At 69.0% G+C, this 19,950-nt stretch carries 11 protein-coding genes and 1 pseudogene; 1 reads left to right on the plus strand and 11 read right to left on the minus strand.

What is annotated here, in order from left to right:
• Positions 1–43: 43 nt before the first annotated feature.
• From LXX_RS10135 to rpoB, 3 genes and pseudogenes are all read right to left on the minus strand, one after another.
• Positions 44–1,042: pseudogene (locus tag LXX_RS10135) on the minus strand (IS481-like element ISLxx4 family transposase).
• Between the two features lie 690 nt (positions 1,043–1,732).
• A complete protein-coding gene (locus LXX_RS10140; protein WP_011186753.1) occupies positions 1,733–5,608 on the minus strand; it encodes a DNA-directed RNA polymerase subunit beta' in 3,876 nt (1,291 codons plus the stop codon).
• A 47-nt stretch (positions 5,609–5,655) separates the two neighbouring features.
• A complete protein-coding gene (gene rpoB, locus LXX_RS10145) occupies positions 5,656–9,153 on the minus strand; it encodes a DNA-directed RNA polymerase subunit beta (protein ID WP_011186754.1) in 3,498 nt (1,165 codons plus the stop codon).
• 350 nt (positions 9,154–9,503) lie between these two features.
• Between rpoB and LXX_RS10150 the strand changes: the two genes are divergently transcribed.
• The gene (locus LXX_RS10150; protein ID WP_011186755.1) at positions 9,504–10,370 is read left to right on the plus strand and encodes a spermidine synthase; all 867 of its coding nucleotides are present in this window, start codon (positions 9,504–9,506) and stop codon (positions 10,368–10,370) included.
• A gap of 38 nt (positions 10,371–10,408) precedes the next feature.
• Here the strand turns inward: LXX_RS10150 and LXX_RS10155 are convergent, their stop codons facing one another.
• From LXX_RS10155 to LXX_RS10190, 8 genes are all read right to left on the minus strand, one after another.
• Positions 10,409–11,026, minus strand: coding sequence for a CGNR zinc finger domain-containing protein (locus LXX_RS10155; protein ID WP_011186756.1), 618 nt, complete (start codon positions 11,024–11,026; stop codon positions 10,409–10,411).
• The gene (locus tag LXX_RS10160; RefSeq protein ID WP_011186757.1) at positions 11,027–11,602 is read right to left on the minus strand and encodes a SprT-like domain-containing protein; all 576 of its coding nucleotides are present in this window, start codon (positions 11,600–11,602) and stop codon (positions 11,027–11,029) included.
• A gap of 93 nt (positions 11,603–11,695) precedes the next feature.
• The gene (locus LXX_RS10165; RefSeq protein ID WP_223227638.1) at positions 11,696–12,124 is read right to left on the minus strand and encodes a hypothetical protein; all 429 of its coding nucleotides are present in this window, start codon (positions 12,122–12,124) and stop codon (positions 11,696–11,698) included.
• Between the two features lie 268 nt (positions 12,125–12,392).
• A complete protein-coding gene (locus LXX_RS10170; protein WP_041767734.1) occupies positions 12,393–12,671 on the minus strand; it encodes an LPXTG cell wall anchor domain-containing protein in 279 nt (92 codons plus the stop codon).
• Positions 12,672–12,698: 27 nt separating this feature from the next.
• Positions 12,699–13,679, minus strand: coding sequence for a DUF5979 domain-containing protein (locus LXX_RS10175; protein WP_176714769.1), 981 nt, complete (start codon positions 13,677–13,679; stop codon positions 12,699–12,701).
• Positions 13,621–15,804 (minus strand): thiosulfate oxidation carrier complex protein SoxZ, encoded by a 2,184-nt coding sequence (locus LXX_RS14930; protein WP_223227639.1) that lies wholly within the window; start codon positions 15,802–15,804, stop codon positions 13,621–13,623. The genes LXX_RS10175 and LXX_RS14930 overlap by 59 nt, the downstream gene beginning before the upstream one ends.
• A complete protein-coding gene (locus LXX_RS10185; RefSeq protein ID WP_041767740.1) occupies positions 15,737–18,607 on the minus strand; it encodes an isopeptide-forming domain-containing fimbrial protein in 2,871 nt (956 codons plus the stop codon). The genes LXX_RS14930 and LXX_RS10185 overlap by 68 nt, the downstream gene beginning before the upstream one ends.
• A gap of 619 nt (positions 18,608–19,226) precedes the next feature.
• Entirely contained in the window at positions 19,227–19,640 is a 414-nt protein-coding gene (locus LXX_RS10190) for a hypothetical protein (RefSeq protein ID WP_223227640.1), read from the minus strand.
• Positions 19,641–19,950: the final 310 nt, after the last annotated feature.

Consider the following 19,950-nt stretch of genomic DNA (forward strand, 5'->3'; position numbering starts at 1 on the left):
CGCAATACCCACCGCTGGCTGCGGAAATGAAGGGTGTTTCCCCCTAGGTGTGATGTCCAGGGAGGTTGTTGTCGATTCTGCTAATGGGTGGGGCTCTGATGGCGGAGTGGTGCTGGTGATGATTGTAGAAGTGGGGCCAGCCGGGGAGTGCTTCTCGTCGTTCGGCCTCTGAACCATAGAACCGGGCGTAGGCCCAGCCGTCGGCGAGTGTGCGGTGGAAGCGTTCGATCTTCCCGTTGGTCTGTGGTCGGTATGGTCGGGTCTTCTTCGCCCTGATCCCGAGCTCTGTGCAGGCGTCTCGCCAGGCGTAGGACTTGTAGGCGGAGCCGTTGTCCGAGAGGACGAGTTCGACGCTGACATCCCGGTCGGCGAACCAGGCGACAGCACGCCGCAGGACACCGATCGCGGTGTCCGCCTTCTCGTCGGAGCAGATCTCGGCGTAGGCGACGCGGGAGTGGTCGTCGATGATCGTGTAGACGAACACGGTGCCCAACCGTGGCTCGTAGCGGTGGTTCCTGCTCTTCGTGCGGGTGGCGGTCGCTTCCCGGTTGCGTTCGCCCTGGACGCGGCCGACGAATCGTCAGCCGCCGCCGTTGGGGATGTTGCCGAACTTCGTCACGTCGACATGGATCAGCGATCCAGGGTGGTCGTGCTCGTAGCGACGGATCGGCTCGCCCGTGACCCGATCAATGGTGCAGAGCCGGTTGATGCGGCAGCACACCAGGACGGCGTGGACGGTCGAGGCGGGAAGGCCAAGCTCGCCGGCGATCTGCACCGGCCCCAGGCGTCGTCGCCACCTCGCCCGCACGATCCGCTTGAGCACGGGCAACGGCGTCCGCGTTGGCATCGATCGTGGGCGGCTAGACCGGTCGGTCATCCCTCCCGTGCCTTCGGCGCGGAACCTCGCCGCCCATTTCCGCGCGGTAACGGGCGAGACCATAAACATCTTCGCTGCGACGGAGACCAGCCAATGGTCCTCGACGATGAGCCTGGCAAGGCGCAGACGAGCGCGCGGTGTGAGAGCAGCGTTAACGTGGGACACGAAGGCCTCCTGGATCGTGAAGCGGTTGAACTGAACAGCTCCACTTCACAACCGGAGGCCCTCGCCCCTCAACTCCTCACGACCGTATCGCCGAAACAACCCCCCTGGACATCACACCTAGCCATCGTTGAGAGGGGGAAGCGATCAGTGGCGGCGAATGTCAGCGCGGCGGGAGGCGAGGTAGACCAGGACACCGGCGAGCACCGCGCAGCCCATCGTCGTGAGCCAGAACGGCAGCGTCCCCGGAGCGTTTCCGCGACAGCCTGCGCGACACCCGCCACGAAGCTCACCACAGCCACCAGCAGCGCGACAATGGGCGGCGAAGCCGACCAGCGCGCGCCCAGCAGTGTCCGTGTACTCTAAAAGATCGCGCCACATGGTCCCATTCTCCCGCATCCCCGACGCTGCCTCCGCCCCGCCGTTCACAGGTTTCCACACCAACGCTTCCCAGCCGCGCAACCCCCAACGACCCTAAAGCGCTAACCAGCCGACGCGACACCTCCAGCAGGGTCGACACCCCGCTGCTCGACGAGTTCCCTCTCGAACCACGCTACAACGCAAGCACGCCACACCTCCGACAGCGAACTTCTCACACCCAAATAACTGACCCCCGAGAATCGAACCTGATTTCTCAGTTCAACCCACGGGGGTCAGTTCACGAACGCTCGGGGGCCTTCGTGGGAGCGCCTATCAGTTGTAGGTACCGGGGGTGTAGTCGTCCGAGCTGAAGCTGTCGAAGTCGACGAAGCTCAGGTCGTTCTCGCTGAACGCGGAGTCGTCGGCGAAGATGCGGTTGGGGTACCGCTCCGCCTTCGCTTCCTCGGTGGCCTCGACGGAGACGTTGCGGTAGCGCGACAGGCCGGTGCCGGCCGGGATGAGCTTACCGATGATGACGTTCTCCTTGAGACCGATCAGCGGGTCGGACTTGCCCTCCATGGCCGCCTGCGTCAGGACGCGGGTGGTCTCCTGGAAGGACGCGGCCGACAACCACGACTCGGTCGCCAGCGAGGCCTTGGTGATACCCATGACCTCCTGACGGGCGGATGCCGTCTTCTTGCCCTCCTGCAGCGCACCGCGGTTGATCTCGTTGTACCGCGAGCGGTCGACGAGCTCACCCGGCAGCAGGTCGGTGTCGCCGTGGTCGACGACGGTGACCTTGCGGAGCATCTGGCGGACGATGACCTCGATGTGCTTGTCGTGGATCGGCACACCCTGCGAGCGGTAGACACCCTGCACGCCGCCCACCAGGTGCTTCTGCACCTCGCGGACGCCCTTGACCCGGAGGACTTCCTTCGGGTCGACCGTGCCGACGATCAGCTGCTGACCGAGCTCGACCTGCTGGCGGTCCTCCACCAGGAGGGTGGAGCGCTTCAGCACCGGGTAGACGTGCGGCTCGTCGCCGTTGTCCGGGGTCAGAATGACCTTGCGGGACTTGTCCGTCTCCTCGATGACGATGCGGCCCGCGGCCTCGGCGATCGGGGACGCACCCTTGGGGGTGCGGGCCTCGAACAGCTCCTGGACGCGCGGCAGACCCTGGGTGATGTCGTCGGCGGAGGCCGAACCACCGGTGTGGAAGGTCCGCATCGTCAGCTGCGTGCCCGGCTCACCGATCGACTGCGCGGCGATGATGCCGACAGCCTCGCCGATGTCCACCAGCTTGCCGGTCGCGAGCGAGCGGCCATAGCAGGCGGCGCAGACGCCGACCGCGGACTCGCAGGTGAGCACGGAGCGCACCTTGATGTCCACGACACCGGCGGCGACCAGCTTGTCGATGAGCACGTCGCCCACATCTTCGCCGGCCTTCGCGACCACGGTGCCGTCCGTGCCCACGGCGTCGGCCGCGAGCGTCCGGGCGAACACCGAGTTCTCGACGTTCGGGTCGCGCGTGAGCACGCCTTCGGCGTCGACGGTCGCGATCGGCAGGTCGAGGCCCTTGGTCGTGCCGCAGTCGTCCTCGCGGATGATGACATCCTGCGAGACGTCCACCAGACGACGGGTGAGGTAGCCCGAGTCGGCCGTGCGGAGGGCCGTGTCGGCCAGACCCTTGCGGGCGCCGTGCGTCGCGATAAAGTACTCCGCCACCGACAGCCCCTCGCGGTACGAGGAGATGATCGGGCGGGGGATGATCTCACCCTTCGGGTTGTTCACGAGCCCGCGCATACCGGCGATGTTGCGCACCTGCAGCCAGTTACCACGGGCGCCCGACGTGACCATCCGGTTGATGGTGTTATCGGCCGGGAAGTTGGCGCTCATGGCCTCGGCGACCTCGTTGGTGGCCTCGGTCCAGATCTTCACCAGCTCCTGGCGGCGCTCGAGGTCGGTCGTGAGACCCTTCTCGAACTCGGAGTTGATCTTGGCGGCCTTCTTCTCGTAGCCCGCCACGATCTGCGGCTTGTTCGGCGGCGTCAGGATGTCGCTCAGCGACACCGTCACACCGGAGCGAGTGCCCCAGTAGAAGCCGGCGTCCTTGATCCGGTCGAGCGCCGCGGCGACCTCCACCTTCGGGTAGCGCTCCGCGAGCGCGTTGACGATCGCGGAGATCTGGCCCTTGTCGGCGACGGCTTCCACGTAGGGGTAGTCCACCGGCAGCGCCTCATTGAAGAGGGCGCGGCCGAGGGTGGTCTCCACCACGGCGGTGACCGGCTCAGTCCCCGTGTCCGCCGCGTCGGACGGAACGTAGTTGTCGAGACGGATCTTGATCGTGGCATTCAGGTGCAGGCTGCCCTGGTCCTTCGCCATGATCGCCTCGGAGACCGACGCGAACGCACGGCCCTCGCCCTCGGCGCCCTCGCGCACGGTGGTGAGGTGGTGCAGACCGATGATCATGTCCTGCGAGGGCAGCGTGACCGGACGGCCGTCCGACGGCTTCAGGATGTTGTTCGAGGCGAGCATCAGGATGCGGGCCTCGGCCTGAGCCTCCACCGACAGCGGCAGGTGGACGGCCATCTGGTCGCCGTCGAAGTCCGCGTTGAACGCGGCGCAGACGAGCGGGTGCAGCTGGATGGCCTTACCCTCGACCAGCTGGGGCTCGAACGCCTGGATGCCGAGACGGTGCAAGGTGGGCGCGCGGTTCAGCAGCACAGGGCGCTCGCGGATGATCTCCTCGAGCACATCCCACACCTGCGGGCGCGAACGCTCGACCATTCGCTTGGCGGCCTTGATGTTCTGAGCGTGGCTCAGGTCGATCAGGCGCTTGATGACGAACGGCTTGAACAGCTCCAGCGCCATCTGCTTGGGCAGACCGCACTGGTGCAGCTTCAGCTGCGGACCCACGATGATGACCGAACGGCCCGAGTAGTCCACGCGCTTGCCGAGCAGGTTCTGGCGGAAGCGGCCCTGCTTGCCCTTGAGCATGTCGCTCAGGGACTTCAGCGCCCGGTTGCCGGTGCCGGTGACAGGACGGCCGCGGCGGCCGTTGTCGAACAGAGCGTCCACGGCCTCCTGCAGCATCCGCTTCTCGTTGTTCACGATGATCTCGGGCGCGCCGAGGTCGAGCAGACGCCGGAGACGGTTGTTGCGGTTGATCACGCGGCGGTACAGGTCGTTCAGGTCGCTGGTGGCGAAGCGGCCACCGTCGAGCTGGACCATCGGGCGCAGCTCCGGCGGTATGACCGGGACGACGTCGAGGACCATCGCGGCCGGCGAGTTTCCGGTCGCGAGGAACGACGACACCACGCGCAGGCGCTTGATCGCACGGATCTTCTTCTGGCCCTTGCCGGTGGCGATCTGCTCGCGGAGCAGCTCGGCCTCCTGGTTCAGGTCGAAGGCCTGCAGGCGGCGCTTGATGGCCTCCGCGCCCATGAACGCCTCGAAGTACAGGCCGAAGCGGTCGAGGAGCTCGTTGAAGTCCGCGTCCTCCGGCTTGAGGTCGCCGACCTTGAGGGTGCGGAACGACTCCCACACGCGCTCCAGGCGGGCGATGTCCTCGTCGAAGGACTTGCGGAGCTGGCCCATCTCCTTCTCGGCCGTGTCCTTGACGCGGCGCTTCTGGTCGGCCTTGGCGCCCTCCTCCTCCAGGGCGGCGAGGTCAGTCTCCAGGCGCTGCAGACGCTCGGCGACGCGGGCGTCGCGCTGGTCGGACAGCGTCTTGCTCTCCAGGCGCAGCTCGTTCTCGAGGCCGGGCATGTCGGCGTGACGGCCTTCCTCGTCCACGTCGATCACCATGTAGGCGGCGAAGTAGATGACCTTCTCGAGGTCCTTCGGTGCCATGTCGAGCAGGTAGCCGAGACGGCTGGGCACACCCTTGAAGTACCAGATGTGCGTGACCGGCGCGGCCAGCTCGATGTGGCCCATGCGCTCGCGGCGCACGGAGGACTTGGTGACCTCCACGCCACAGCGCTCGCACACGATGCCCTTGAAGCGCACGCGCTTGTACTTGCCGCACGAGCACTCCCAGTCGCGGGAGGGTCCGAAGATCTGCTCGCCGAAGAGACCGTCCTTCTCCGGCTTCAAGGTGCGGTAGTTGATGGTCTCCGGCTTCTTGACCTCGCCGTAGCTCCAGCGACGGATGTCGTCAGCGGTGGCCAGTCCGATACGCAGCTCATCGAAAGTTGTTGCGTCGAGCAATGTTCACTCTCTCCTCTTGAAGATTCGTCAGGTGGGTCTGGCTACGGTCAGATCTCGTCGATGGACGAGGACTCGAACCGGGAGGAGATGTTGATGCCGAGCTCTTCCGCCGCGCGGAAGGCCTCGTCGTCGGCGTCGCGCAGGCTGACCGCCTGCCCGTCTGCCGAGAGGACCTCCACGTTCAGGCAGAGCGACTGCATCTCCTTGATGAGCACCTTGAAGGACTCCGGGATGCCCGGCTCCTGGATGTTCTCACCCTTGACGATGGCCTCGTAGACCTTCACACGGCCGAGGATGTCGTCCGATTTGATGGTCAGAAGCTCCTGGAGCGCATAGGCGGCTCCATAGGCTTCCAGGGCCCACACCTCCATCTCGCCGAAACGCTGTCCACCGAACTGCGCTTTACCGCCGAGCGGCTGCTGGGTGATCATGGAGTACGGACCCGTGGAGCGGGCGTGGATCTTGTCGTCCACGAGGTGGTGCAGTTTCAGGATGTACATGTAGCCGACCGAAACCGGGTCCGGGTACGGCTCGCCGGAGCGGCCGTCGAAGAGCTGCGTCTTGCCGGAAGAGCCGATCAGGCGGTCGCCGTCCCGGGTCGGGAGAGTGACGTCGAGGAGACCGGCGATCTCCTCCTCTTTCGCGCCATCGAACACCGGGGTCGCGACCTTCGTGTTCGGGGCCGCGCTGAACGCGGTCTCCGGGAGCTCGGCGGCCCACTTCGGCTTGCCCTTGATCTCCCAGCCGTTCTTGGCGATCCAGCCGAGGTGGATCTCCAGCACCTGGCCGAAGTTCATGCGGCCGGGGACGCCGAGCGGGTTCAGGATGACGTCGACCGGCGTGCCGTCCGCGAGGAACGGCATGTCCTCGACGGGGAGGATCTTCGAGATGACGCCCTTGTTGCCGTGACGGCCGGCGAGCTTGTCGCCCGCAGTGATCTTGCGCTTCTGGGCGATGTAGACCACCACGCGCTGGTTCACGCCGGAGCCGAGCTCGTCGTCGCCGTCCTGCGCGTCGAAGACCTTGACACCGATGATGGTGCCCTCCTCACCGTGCGGGACCTTGAGGGAGGTGTCGCGCACCTCGCGGCTCTTCTCGTTGAAGATCGCGCGGAGAAGGCGCTCCTCGGCCGACAGCTCGGTCTCGCCCTTCGGGGTGACCTTGCCGACGAGGATGTCGCCGGGGCGGACCTCGGCGCCGATGCGGATGATGCCGCGCTCGTCGAGGTCGGCCAGGAGGTCCGGGCTGACGTTCGGCAGGTCGCGGGTGATCTCTTCCTTACCGAGCTTGGTGTCGCGGGCGTCGACCTCGTACTCCTCGATGTGAATCGAGGAGAGGGTGTCGTCCTTCACCAGGTTCTGGCTGAGGATGATCGCATCCTCGAAGTTGTGGCCCTCCCACGGCATGAACGCGACGAGCAGGTTCTTGCCGAGCGCGAGCTCGCCGTTCTCGGTGGCGGGGCCGTCGGCGACGACCTCGCCCGCCTCGATCCGGTCGCCCTCGTCCACGACCACGCGGTGGTTGTAGGAGGTGCCCTGGTTCGAGCGGTCGAACTTGCGCAGGTAGTAGGTCTTGACCGTGCCGTCGTCCGCCTGGACGGTGACCGCGTCGGCCGAGACCTCGGAGACGATTCCCGACTTCTCGGCGATGACCACGTCACCGGCGTCGATGGCCGCGTAGCCCTCCATACCGGTTCCGACGACCGGGCTCTCCGAGCGCAGCAGCGGCACCGCCTGGCGCTGCATGTTCGCGCCCATGAGAGCGCGGTTGGCGTCGTCATGCTCGAGGAAGGGGATGAGGGAGGTGCCCACCGACACCATCTGGCGCGGGGAGACGTCCATGTAGCCGATCTCCTCGGCGGGGACCAGGTCGACCTCGCCACCCTTCTGACGGGCGAGGACGCGCTCCTCGACGAAGTGGCCTCTGGCGTCGAGAGGCGCGTTGGCCTGCGCGACGACGAAGTCGTCCTCCTCGGAGGCGGTCAGGTAGTCGATCTGGTCGGTGACCAGGCCGTCCACGACCTTGCGGTACGGGGTCTCGATGAAGCCGAACGAGTTGATCCGCGCGAACGACGCGAGCGAGCCGATCAGACCGATGTTCGGGCCTTCCGGGGTCTCGATCGGGCACATGCGGCCGTAGTGCGACGGGTGGACGTCGCGGACCTCGACGCCGGCGCGCTCACGGCTCAGGCCGCCAGGGCCGAGAGCCGAGAGGCGGCGCTTGTGGGTCAGGCCCGCGAGCGGGTTGTTCTGGTCCATGAACTGCGACAGCTGGCTCGTTCCGAAGAACTCCTTGATCGCGGCGACGACCGGCCGCACATTGATCAGGGTCTGCGGGGTGATCGCCTCGATGTCCTGCGTGGTCATGCGCTCGCGCACCACGCGCTCCATTCGGGAGAGACCGGTGCGGACCTGGTTCTGGATGAGCTCGCCGACGGCGCGGATGCGACGGTTGCCGAAGTGGTCAATGTCGTCGATGTCGAGGCGGATGTCCGTTTCGACGCCGCTGCGGAGACCCGTGAACGAGGTCTGGCCGTCGTGCAGGGAGACCAGGTACTTGATCGTCGCGATGATGTCCTGAACGGTCAGCACCGAGTCCGTCAGCGGAGCTTCCAGGCCCAGCTTGCGGTTGATCTTGTAGCGGCCGACCTTGGCGAGATCGTAGCGCTTCGGGTTGAAGTAGAAGTTGTCGAGGAGCGCGCGGGCGGCCTCGGCGGCCACCTGCTCGCCCGGACGGAGCTTCCGGTAGATGTCCTTGAGCGCTTCCTCCTTGGTGAGGATGGCGTCCTTCTCCAGCGTCAGCTCGATCGACTGGAAGCCGGCGAACTCGGCGAGGATCTCCTCGCTGGTCAGACCGAGGGCCTTGAGGAAGACGGTGACCGACTGCTTGCGCTTGCGGTCGATGCGGACGCCGACCTGGTCGCGCTTGTCGATCTCGAACTCGAGCCAGGAACCGCGGCTCGGGATGACGCGCGCCGAGTAGATGTCCTTGTCGGAGGTCTTGTCGGCGGCGGCCTCGAAGTAGACGCCGGGCGAGCGAACGAGCTGCGACACCACGACACGCTCGGTGCCGTTGATGATGAAGGTCCCCCGCTCGGTCATCAGCGGGAAGTCACCCATGAAGACCGTCTGGGTCTTGATCTCACCGGTGAGGTGGTTCATGAACTCGGCCTCGACGTAGAGCGGGGCAGCGTAGGTCCTGCCCTTCTCCTTGCACTCGTCGATCGAGTACTTCTTCTCCTCAAGGAACGGGTTCGTGAACGAGAGCTGCATGGTCTCGCCGAGGTCCTCGATCGGGGAGATCTCCTCGAAGATCTCCTCCAGGCCGGTGGCGGCGGGCAGATCCTGACGCCCCTGCGCCTCGGCCGCGGCGACGCGCGCCTGCCAGGCGTCGTTTCCGACCAGCCAGTCGAAACTCTCCGTCTGCAGTGCGAGCAGATCGGGGACGGTGAGGGTGTCCGTGATCTTGGCGAACGAGAGACGGGAGACGTCCCGGCCGTTCTTGAGTGTCTTGTCGTTGTTGGTTGCGTTGCGCGCAGCAGCCAAGTAAATAACCTCCGTGGGGCCCCGTCGGGCCAGTTACTGTCGGTCGTGTTGTGTAGTTAGGGTGAGGAACCGCTCCCAGCGCATCGCGGCACCGTATCTGACCCGGTGTTCCGGGTCCAGGCGCGCACGGGGAAATCTGAAGCCGACCGCAATATGAAGGCGAGTGTGTGGACTGGGAGCGCAAAGAACTACTATATGTCAACCGGACGTGCCTTGTCCAGTCTCTTCTTGACCCGAAGCCAGCGATGGGGTATAAACCGCGATCGGGGCCGCGCCATTCCCGCGTCTCCGGCCCCGATCGGACCCGAAACGTACCGGCTGGCCGGCGACGACGGGGCTACGCTGGACCCGTGCCGCTGTTTCCCTCCGTCGTCCTGTCCGAGAGCGGATTCGTCGCGACCATCGAACCCGACCGGTTCGTCCCCGGCTCCTACCAGCTGGTGGTGGACGGCACACCGCAGTCGCAGGTGAACCTGGACGATCCGACGCAGCTGTTCTTCGAATACGTGCAGCGGATGGGAAACGCGATCGACCTGATCGGGGAGCCCGGCGAGCCGATCACGGCCGTGCATCTGGGGGCGGGGGCACTGACCTTGCCGCGGTATGTCGCCGCCACCCGCCCGGGCTCACGGCAGCAGGTGGTGGAGCTGGAGAGCCGGCTGGTGGACCTGGTGCGGCAGGAGCTGCCGCTACCGCGGCACGCCCAGATCCGCATCCGGCACGGGGACGCGCGCGACGTCGTCGGGAAGCTTCCGGCGGGGCTGCGCGGACAGGTGGACCTGCTGGTGATCGACATCTTCAACGGCTCGCGGACCCCGGCGCATGTCACGAGCGTGGAGTTCTACCGATCGGCCGTCTCGCTGCTGAACCCGGGCGGGATCGTGCTGGTGAACGTAGCAGACGGTCCGCCGCTGGCTTTCGCGCGATCACAGGTGGCGACGCTCGGCTCCGTCGTCGGGAACGTGGCGGCGCTGGCGGAGACGCAGGTGCTCAAAGGGCGGCGGTTCGGAAACGTGGTGCTGATGGGGTCGGACTCGCCGCTGCCACTGGAGTGGCTGCCGCGGCTGCTCGCGAGCGGGCCGCATCCCGCGAAGGCCGTCGCCGGGGCGGAACTGCGGACGTTCACGGCGGGCGCGCCGATCGTGACCGATGCGACGAGCGTACGCTCTCCTCCGCCCGCGCGGAGCGTGTTCCTGTCGGGCGACCGGCGCGACTGAGGCCCCGGCACCGTGGAGGCCCCGGCGCTCGGATCGGATCAATCCGCCGCGCGAGCGTCGGCGCGGGCGCGGTGGGCGCGCACCTTCGCCCGGTTGCCGCAGCGCTGCATGGAGCACCAGCGCCGGTTCGCGCTGCGCGAGGTGTCGAGGTAGAGGAGCGTGCAGCCCTCGGCCGAGCACTCCCGGATGCGGCCCTCGGCCTGCGAGCCGAACAGCCGGACGGCGTCGCGTGCGATCGTCCCGAGGGCCTGATGCGGACGTGCCTTCGCGCGGCCGGCCTGGCGCGCGCCGCCGGCCAGCACAGGAGGGATGTCGGGAGTGGCGGCGAAGAGGTTCACGGTGTCCACGTCGTCGGGGTCGGGGGAGCCGCCCCCGCTCGCCCGCCGTGCGAGCCGGCCAATCGCCTCGCGAAGGGTGTCGGCGTCCCGGAACTCACGCTCGCCCGCGGTGGGGGCGACCTCAGGGAAGCGCTCGGTCAGCCAGCCGTTCAGGCTCGCGGCGTCGGCCACCGTCGGCCGCTCCCCCTCCGGCTGGCCCAGCCCGGCGGTGCAGGCGAAATCGAGGGCGAGCGATCCGGAGTCGAACCACCAGCGCTGCCCGTCGCCCGGCTCGATCCACTGTCCGGTGGCGCGGGGCAGAATAGCGTCGGTGGGCATCTAACCACTGTATTGGGTTACCAGGGACCGCCCTCTCACCGCTGTCGCCGGGCTGGGCGTCAGCGGCCCCACCGTCCGCCCTTCGCTAGCCGCGGCAGCCGCCACCCGCCGCTGCGCGGTCGAGACCTCCCGGTGGGCCCACGAGATCAGGTTCGCCGCGTCGAACCGCCGACTGCACGCCCCGCAGGCCAGAGCGCGTGCCGGCTTGCGATACCGGTAGTGCGTGTGGCCGTTCGGGCAGGTGCCGACCCACGGAGCCAGGTCGTCCGCAATGGCCCCGCCGTGGAGGCGGTCGCCCTCGTAGCCGAGTTCGAGCGCGATCGCCCGCCAGCGGGGACCGTGACCGACGCGGGAGCCGGCGAGCGCGTGAGCGACCTCGTGGAGGAGGATCTGGTGGATCTCGTCGTCCTCGTACCGGGCAGCGAGATAGCGGGAGACCGTGATGCGTTCAGCGCTGTAGTTACAGAGGCCGGCACGGGTCTTGGCGTTATCGAAATCGAATGTCCAGACGGCCGGGTCGAGGTACAGGGCAATGAGGGCGTTCGCCCAGCGCCGGACACGATTGAGGTCGGCCATCAGCTCGCTCCGAAGGCTCGGATCGTGACAGACGAGCAGGTCATGCCAGGCATACTACGCGGCAGTGGCACAGCGTTCCAGAGCCCCTGAACCTCACTCGCTCGCGCCAGCGGCGTCCTCGCCCCACTCGCGCTTCGACTCGGAGAAGCGCTGCACGACGGCCACCGCAGTAAGGGCGCCCTCGATCTCGGAGGGGGACGCGCCGAGTTTCTCCCGAAGGAAGACAGCCGCCTTCAGGTCGGCGAGAGCGTTCTCGTACTCCTCCAGAGCGAAGAAGGCCTTGCCCCGGGTCTGGATGGCGAACGCCTCCAAGGCTGTCCACTCCCGGCCGCGAGCCTCCTCCACGCACCCGGTCAGCTCGGCGACCGCCTCATCGCGCTTGCCCTGACACTGGTGGACCTGCGCCCGGCGCACGCGCGCGGCGAGCAGTTGCTCGCGGTCGCCGGTGAAACGGGCCTGACGGACAGCCTCGTTGCCGGTTTCGAGCGCTTCGTCCAGGCGGTCGAGCAGGCGAAGGAGCACCGTTTTCTCGTTGAGAGCGCTCAGACTGCGCAGGCTCCCGAGCTCGTCCAGACGCTCGCCGGCAGCGCGTAGATCGACGCGCTCGCGCAGAGTGTACGGATCGTATCCGAGGATGATGTTCAGGGTCGGCTCCCGGGTCGTGGACTCCCCCAGACTATCCGAGGGAGCGGCCGGGAAACCTCACTCCCGTGAGGCGACGACGGTCCGGACAGGCTCGGCGACGGCCGGGAAAGCCTCCGCCCCGCGCGATCGCCGAGCCACGCACGGGTCACGGGCGACGGCGGCGGTAGCGGAGGACAAGCGACGACCCCACGAGCACCAGCAGCACCGGCAGCACCGCGAGCAGCAGCCCACCCTGGGTGGAACCGGTGCTGGCCAGGCCGCTGACGGCCGGCCCCGCAGCGGCGGCCGGGTCCAGGCCCAGATCCGGGTCCGGGTCCGGGTCCGGCAGGAGCTGGGCCCCCGGCGGAACGACGAAGACGAGGGAGCACGCGGCATCCGGATCGTCGTCAGGGCGTGTCCGCCAGCGGCGGCTGCCACGGTCCAACGGGCGGCACGGTCACCGTCACCGCGTTCACGGGGGAGCCCTCCTGCGGATGACGGAGCACCACCCGCAGATCGATCCGGTCGCCCGGGGCGAGATGCGCCACCGTCCAGGTGACGACGCCGTCCCCGAGCACACCGTCGCCGTCTGCCGAGACGAGGACCACTCCGGGGGCAGCGTGTCGGCCACCTCGAAATCGGTGGCGTCGAGGACACCGACATTGCCGACGGTGATCGTGTACGTCACGTCTTCGTTCATCCCGGCGACGCTCGTCGAGGCCGTCTTCGCGAGTGCGAGCCGGCCGTATTCGTAGGTGTTCGTCACGGTGACGCTCTGGGCGGGAGGAACAGCGCCGCCGACAGCGCCGCCAGCGATGCGGATCTCCGCCGCGCTCACCGAGCGGGCGGCCTCTCCGTACGAGCCGGGAGCCCCAGCCTCCGCGACCGTACAGTCCGCGCCGACCGGGATGCCGTCGAGACGAGCGGTGAACCCGGTGGCACGGGCGAGCGCCAGCCGGGCCGCGCCACCCAGCTCGACCGGCGTCCCGGCGACCGTGCAGACGACCTCCGCGGCGAATTCGTCCGGCGCTTCGGCAGCCGCGGCGCCCGTCAGGGCCTTGTCCACTCGCAGCGGTCCGGTCGCGAGGGCGACACCGGCCCTGATCGGCGCGCGGCGGATGCTGCCGCCTCCGGACAGAGAGACGCTCGCGCCGAACTGGTTCCAGGCAATCGGACGGGCCGCGGTGAGCGTCACGGGCGCGCCGTCCGGATGGCCTGCGTCGGCCGGACGGTCGACCGTGTGGAATCGCACCGCTGCGCTCTCGCCGCTGCGCAGCGTACCCGCCGCCGTGCCGCGGAAGTCGAGCGTCACCTGCAGACCGGTGACCGCTGACCAGTCCCCCGCGAAAGCGGCGGCGGGAGTCCAGCCGAGGGGGTGCTGTGCGCAGGTCGGGTCAATCGGCCAGGCGGTCGTGCCCAGGGAGGTCTGACAGAACCCCGGGGCGGTGGTCACCGCCCCGGTCATCGCTGTTCCGGCGGGAGCGCCGGCCACGACGACACCCGACGCGCCATCGAACACCGGACGGAAATCCGAACCGCGTGTGCTCCCGGTCGCGAGCATCCTGTCGCCTGGGCCCGGCAGCGGGTCGACGAACACGAGCGAGTCGTAGCCGACGGTTCCGCTGTTGGTCGCGGCCAGACGCCACTCGTCGGTGCCGCCGACGACAGTGTTGGCCACACACGGCTGGGCGTAATAGCCGTGGTCGTCTGCCACGCAGGGCAGCGCCGGATCGGAGACATTGACGGCGCCGGAGACCGGCCGGCCGACCACATCGCCCCGGACACCCTTGGTCGTGTACAGCGAGGGACCCGCTACCGGCTGCACATAGATTGGAGGAGCCGCACTGACCGGCGTCGAGACCCGTGAGGACCCCCTGCCCGTTGCCCGAGGAATTGGCGCACGAGTCCAGGCTCTGAGCCGTCGCGACGACGAACCGGTTCGTGCTCGTGGCTGCGCCGCCCGCGACCGGTGTCAGGATGAGGCCGAGGACGGCTGTGAACCGCTCACCCGGCGACATCCGGACGCCGCCCTCCGGCCAGGTGAGCACCAGCTTCCCGGTTTCCGCATCGAACGACACCGCGGGGTCGGCGGAGAGGCTTCCGCCGAGGCTGGCCGAGAAGACCGGGGCCTCGCCGTCCCAGGCGAGGGAGGGCGGGAGCGAGCCGTCCGCCGCCACGATGTCGAGGAATCCCGTGCCCGTGTTCGCGAAGGTGAGCGTCCACGGCACGGAGTCCCCGACCGCGACGACGTTCAGGTTGTTCTCGGGGGTCTTCGCCACATCGAGGGCGTGGGTGCCCGGGTCTAGGCGGATGACCGCGCTCGCGCTCGCGGCCCCGTCCGGGTAGACGACGAGGTCGTCCGTGCGGTGGGCGAGAGCGGTGACGGTGTTCTCGACCGAGCCGGGGAACGGAATGGCCGCCCCGTCCCGCGCGGTGTCGAGCAGCCGGACCGACAGCACCGCCCTCGCGGCGAAGCCCGCGGGGACGGCGCTGCGGCTCAGCAGTCCGCCGTCTGCGCGCAGGAACACGAAACGGATGCCGGTGACGCTGTCCACCGCCACCGCCGCCGGCAGTGCGGCCGTCGGCACCGGAACGCCAAGGATCCAGGCCGGAGAGCCGTCTGTCTGCGCATCCACGCGCACCCGGTCCGCCCCGGCCGGGAGGGTCACGTCGGCGGCGGACAAGCCGGTGAGGGCGAAGCTGTTCCAGAACGCCGGATCGTCGTCGGTGATGGTCACCTGGTGGGCCGCGGCGGTCGCCGAGCCCGCAGTGGCCGTCAGGGTAACGGCGACGGGGGTGCGCCGGTCGCGTTCCAGGAGCAGACCGGGGGCGATGCTCTTCTCCGCAGTGACGTCGAGCCGGGCCCGGGTCAGCTCGACCGTCGCGTCCTTCGCGGCGTAAGGCAGGGAGCCCTGCCCCTTCGGGAACAGCACGGGGTCGTAGCTCTGAGCGAACGCTGCGTTCTCAATGAGTACGGCTGTGACGGGCGTCGCCGAGCTGCGCGCGGTCACCCGCACCCGCGTGTCCAGCGTCATCGTGAGCGGCTGTCCCGGCGCAATGGTCCCACCGGTGATGTCCGGCTCCGTTCCCCGATAGACCACGCTCACGCCGATGACATCGGCCAGCTCCTCCTCGGAGAGTTCCGCGGCCGCCCGCAGCGAGACGGCGGATGTGCTCGTCGACCCGTCTGCGGCCCGCTTCCAGAGCGTCACCCGGGAGGATTCCGCATCCACCGATTCCGGGGGAGAGACGAATCCGATCTTCGTCAGATCCAGCCGCTCGAACGGGCTGGACTCGCTGTGGACGGCGCCGACGAACGGATCGGCGTCCCAGCCGTCTGCGGCGGAGAGGCACGAGGTCTCGGCGCCGGCGGCGCCGCGGGCCGGGTCCGTGACGCGGAGGGGCGAGGCCCGCGAGGTCGCGGTGTTCTGCGCGGTGAGGGTGAAGCGATTGGCCGGATAGTCCCCGGGCGGCACATCTCCGTCGTTCGGCACGACGATGGCGGAGCGCTCACTCGTCTTCGTCAGGCTCACCGCGGGCGGCTGGTCGACCACCCCGATGCTGTCCGTGGCGGTCACAGGCCCCCGATCGCCGCCGCTCTGGACGCCGATCGCCATCGCCCGGTTCTCGATCGAGCCGGCCGACTGCTCGGAGACCCACGGACGGAGGGGGTCGGCCGGCGACCGTCGCGATCCCGGAGCCGGCCGGAGGAGCGGCGGGGTCGTCGGCGACGCGGCGGGCGGCGTCATCCGGTTCGAACCGGAGCCGCAAACCCGTGGTGTCGGACGACTCGGCCGCGCTCAGCATGTACCCGGGGAAGCCCGCTGCGTCCTTCCAGCCGCCGGGTGGCGGCGGAACGGCCACCCAGGCTCCGCCCCGGAACAGCTCAACCGACGCGATGGTGTCCCACCTCAGCAGCGGGTCGGACGAGAACGGCAGCGGCGAGACCTTCACCAGGTCGAACGCCTGGAACACAGTGGACTCGGGATGGCCGGGCTCCGTCGCCGGGTCCGCGACCGTCACCGAGCCGAAGCCGGTCTCGGTCACGCCCCACCCGAGCCGGGTGCCAGCCTGTTCGCCGGACTGCGACGGAAGAGAGCTGACATCCCCGCTCAAATCGGGCTTCGTCCAGGTCTTGCCGATGCCGAGACCCCCGGCGCCCGGCCCCGTCGCCGGTGCCGCCGCCGACCGGATCTTCGCCTCCGCCTCGGCGCTCACACGGGCGCCGGTCACGGTCTTCCCCGCGACCGCGCCGATGGTGCTGGCGACCGCACGATTCGTGTACGTCTCCGCACCGGCGTCCGCCGTGGAGGTGCTGCCGCTGCCGTCGCGGAGCGCCGGACGGGCCTGTGCGGTGATCGCGGGCCGCACGGTCGTGCCCTGCGGGAACCCGGCCGCGTCCTCGAACGTGAAGCGGAGCCCGACCACACCGTCCGGGAGCCGCTCGGCACGGTAGAGCGCAGCCTCGGCCGTGGCGTCCACCTCGTCCAGGGTCGTCCACGTGCTGCCGTCTGCCGTGTGCTCGACGAGCAGCGTCGAGCCGAAGAGCACCTGCGTGGGGGCGATCGCGAGAGGGTCGAACGCGTTGAAGAAGTCGCCGGGCACGCCGGGACGCCAGACATCCTCGATGACGATGCGGGTCGGATCGACGAACGCGGAGTCGCTCGACGTGGTCGCCGGGAGCTGAACGCTCACCGTGCCGCCCGGACCCACCGGAACCGAAGGCGCGATCGACTTGCCCAGGGTCAGCTTGATGTCCGGAAAGAAAACGGTGAGCGGCGCGCTGGCCGTGCGGGTGGCGGAGCCCGCAGCATTGGTCCCCGTGACGGTGAGCGTATTGGCCGCGGAGGCTGGAGCGCCCTGCGGTGCGAAGTCGGCCGACGGTGCGATGCGGAACGAAGCGGAGGCGACGGCCCCGGCCACGATCTCGCCCGCGAAGACCGCCTCCAGCCCGGTGATGCGCTGCCCCTCTGGCACAGTGGGGAGGCCCGGGACCGCACCATCCGGGAACGGTGCGCTCTCGGTCGATCCGTCGGAGAAGTGCCACACGATGCTGCCGGAGGTCGCTCCCTGCGGATAGGGGACACCCGCCGCGAAGCCGTCGAACGCCAGCTTGTCGCCGAAGTAGCCGAGGTCGCTCAGCCGGAGCGTGTCGAGCGGACCGTTGGACGCGTTCTTGCCAGAGACCGTCACGAGCGCCATTCCGCCGGCGGGAATGCGCGCCGGAACGATGGTCTTGCCCGGCGTGACGGCGATGTTCAGAGCCCCGATGGCGAACGGGGCCGTGGCGGTCGCGGTCTCGGGTGCCTGCCCGGCGACGGAGACGGTTCCCTCGATCCGGTTCGTCACACGCGCGCCGCCGACGAGGCCGGCCCCCGAGACGCGGTCGGTCGCCCGCTGGGCGACGGACCCGGCCGATCCGCCGGGGGCGAGCGCCGCGCCGTCCTCACCGGCGAAGGCGATGCGCAGACCCGCGACCTCCGCCTCCGCGACGCCCGGGGGGAGCTGGACGCTGCCGGCCGCCGTCTGCACACCGGTCTGCCACGACCATTCGCCGGTCCCGGCGGCGCGCACATAGGCATCCACCCGGACGGTCGTGGCGCCCTGCGGCAGAGTGATGTCTCCGAAACCGGCGAAGTCGACGAGGGCGAATGGGTTGGCCGCCTCCAGAGCGCCCGCACCGTCCGCCGCCGCCTGCGGCTCTTGGAGCACGAGCGTCCCGGCGGGAACGTTCGATGTGTTCTGCGCGGAGAGCGCGATCGCCGAGACCTCACCCGGTCGGTGCTGCTGCTCCGCGGGCGTCCAGGTCTTGCCGACGGCGATGGCAACGGAGGCCGGGATATCGACCGTGACCTCGGCCGAGCTGGAGACGGACGCCGCGATGCTGGAGGACGTGCCGATCGCGGTGTTGGTCACGGCGCGGCCGTTCGACGGCCACCCGGGCGTGAGCTCCTGCGGCGCCTTCAGCGTCACCGTGACGGTGAAGCTCTTGCCCGCGGCCAATCCGACGCCACCGGCCACCGGCTGAGTGAAACGGACCGAGACCGCGCAAGCGGCGGTGACCTGAGTCGTGCAGCCGGAGAGGGACTGCCGATAGGAGCCTGCGGACGGGACCACGGCGACCCCCCGGATGGTGAAGCCCGCGAACTCAGCGGGCAGGGTGTCGGTGACCGCAGCGTCCACGCAATCGTGGTCATCGCACCCGATGGCGATCGAGTAGGTGAACTCGCTCCCGTTCGCGACCGTCAGCGCCTTCCCCGCGCCCACAATCTTCTCGATCGTGAGCGAGGACCCGGCAGCGACAGCCGCCGGGGCCACGACGAGACCGGCTCCGAAGAGCGCCGCTGCCGTCGCCGCGGCGACGGCAGCCCATCGGCGCACACCTCCTCGACGGCGAGTGGAGCGGCGGAACGTGTTGCGGACATGCTGACGGAAACGACGAAGCAAGAGGCTCTGTTTTCGGCTCGACGGAGGCTGGCTACGATCACAGAGGCATGTGGAGCACATCCTCGGGCACCGCTTCCCGACCCGACCGGGAACACCTGCGCTATACCTGTATATCTATGTGAAACTTTTCATCAAATGCTGAAATATCCACCACTTCTGGGGATCGGTGGATGACCCGGATGCCCGTCCACGAACAAGTGTACTTGTGTGTCGCTCTCGACCAGATACTCCGCGTTCGCGCTCTGCGGCGGGAAAGACCCGTTGCCCTCGATGCGGACCAGGTCCTCGACGGGAGCGTCGGCGATCACAGTGTCGTTCAGAACTGCTTTTCATGGGTTCGGCCCCGTGCCGCCGCCCAACGCTGCGCGTCCGCCGGTCATTCCTGCGCGGGACGGTCATCGCGGGCGTGCGGCGCCCGCGCCTCGGCGACGGAACCAACGCGGCCGAGGGCGGCGATCTCGCCCGGCGCCCGCCCGGCGGCGATGAGCTCCTGACCGGAGACAGATGCGGTGAGCAGGTGCGCGACGGCGCCGCGGAGTCCGGCGAAGGCCGCTCAGGCGGCCGCGGCCTCGGGAGAGGAATCGTCGATGCCGAGGGCGGCGAGGGCGTCTACGACAGCTCCGGCGGCGAGGAGATCCTCGACCGCGAACCGCGGCGCGCCTGAGGGTGTGCCAGCACCCGCGGCGAAGACGGCGACCAGGCAGCGGCGACCGAGCCGGACCTGCTCATCGAGGACCGACCGGGCGACAGCGGGAGCGTCGGCGAGGGAGGCGGCGACAGTGAGAGGATGGCCCGCAAGAGGGCGCGCGACGGGGGCCTGCGCCGCGGAGGCGGCGGCCGGTGTCTCCAGCGCGTCCACCCACACCACGACGTCGGCGTCGGCGTCGACGGCAGCCAGGCCGTCCTCCCCCCAGTCGAAACGGACGTGGTATTTGCTCTGACGGTGCGCGGCGGGGATCTCGGTCACCGGGTCATCGTAACCGGGTGGCACACGCCCGGCCCGATCTCGCTCACCCCGCCTCCGGCCGCATCTGCCGCCGGAGGCGGGCCGGACATCGCCGGAGGCGACCTGGCACACCTCGGCGTCGGCGATGCGCCCCACAGCGGTGCATGCAGGCGCTCCCCCCACCGGGCGAGGACACTGGACGGGTGAGAGTCTTCCTCAAGCTCATCCTCGACTGCGACCCCGACACCGCCTGGCGGGCGTTGCAGAGCCCGACCGCCTTTCGCGAAGTGGCGCTCCCGTGGCTGGACCTGCGATCCGCCGAGCCAGCCGG

The sequence above is a fragment of the Leifsonia xyli subsp. xyli str. CTCB07 genome (genome assembly GCF_000007665.1).
Lineage (GTDB): Bacteria > Actinomycetota > Actinomycetes > Actinomycetales > Microbacteriaceae > Leifsonia > Leifsonia xyli_C.

What these genes read in the sequence shown, in the direction of transcription:
- LXX_RS10155 (WP_011186756.1), bottom strand. Translation starts at nt 11,026, where the DNA reads ATGCCCACCGACGCTATTCTGCCCCGCGCCACCGGACAGTGGATCGAG.
- LXX_RS10160 (WP_011186757.1), bottom strand. Translation starts at nt 11,602, where the DNA reads ATGGCCGACCTCAATCGTGTCCGGCGCTGGGCGAACGCCCTCATTGCC.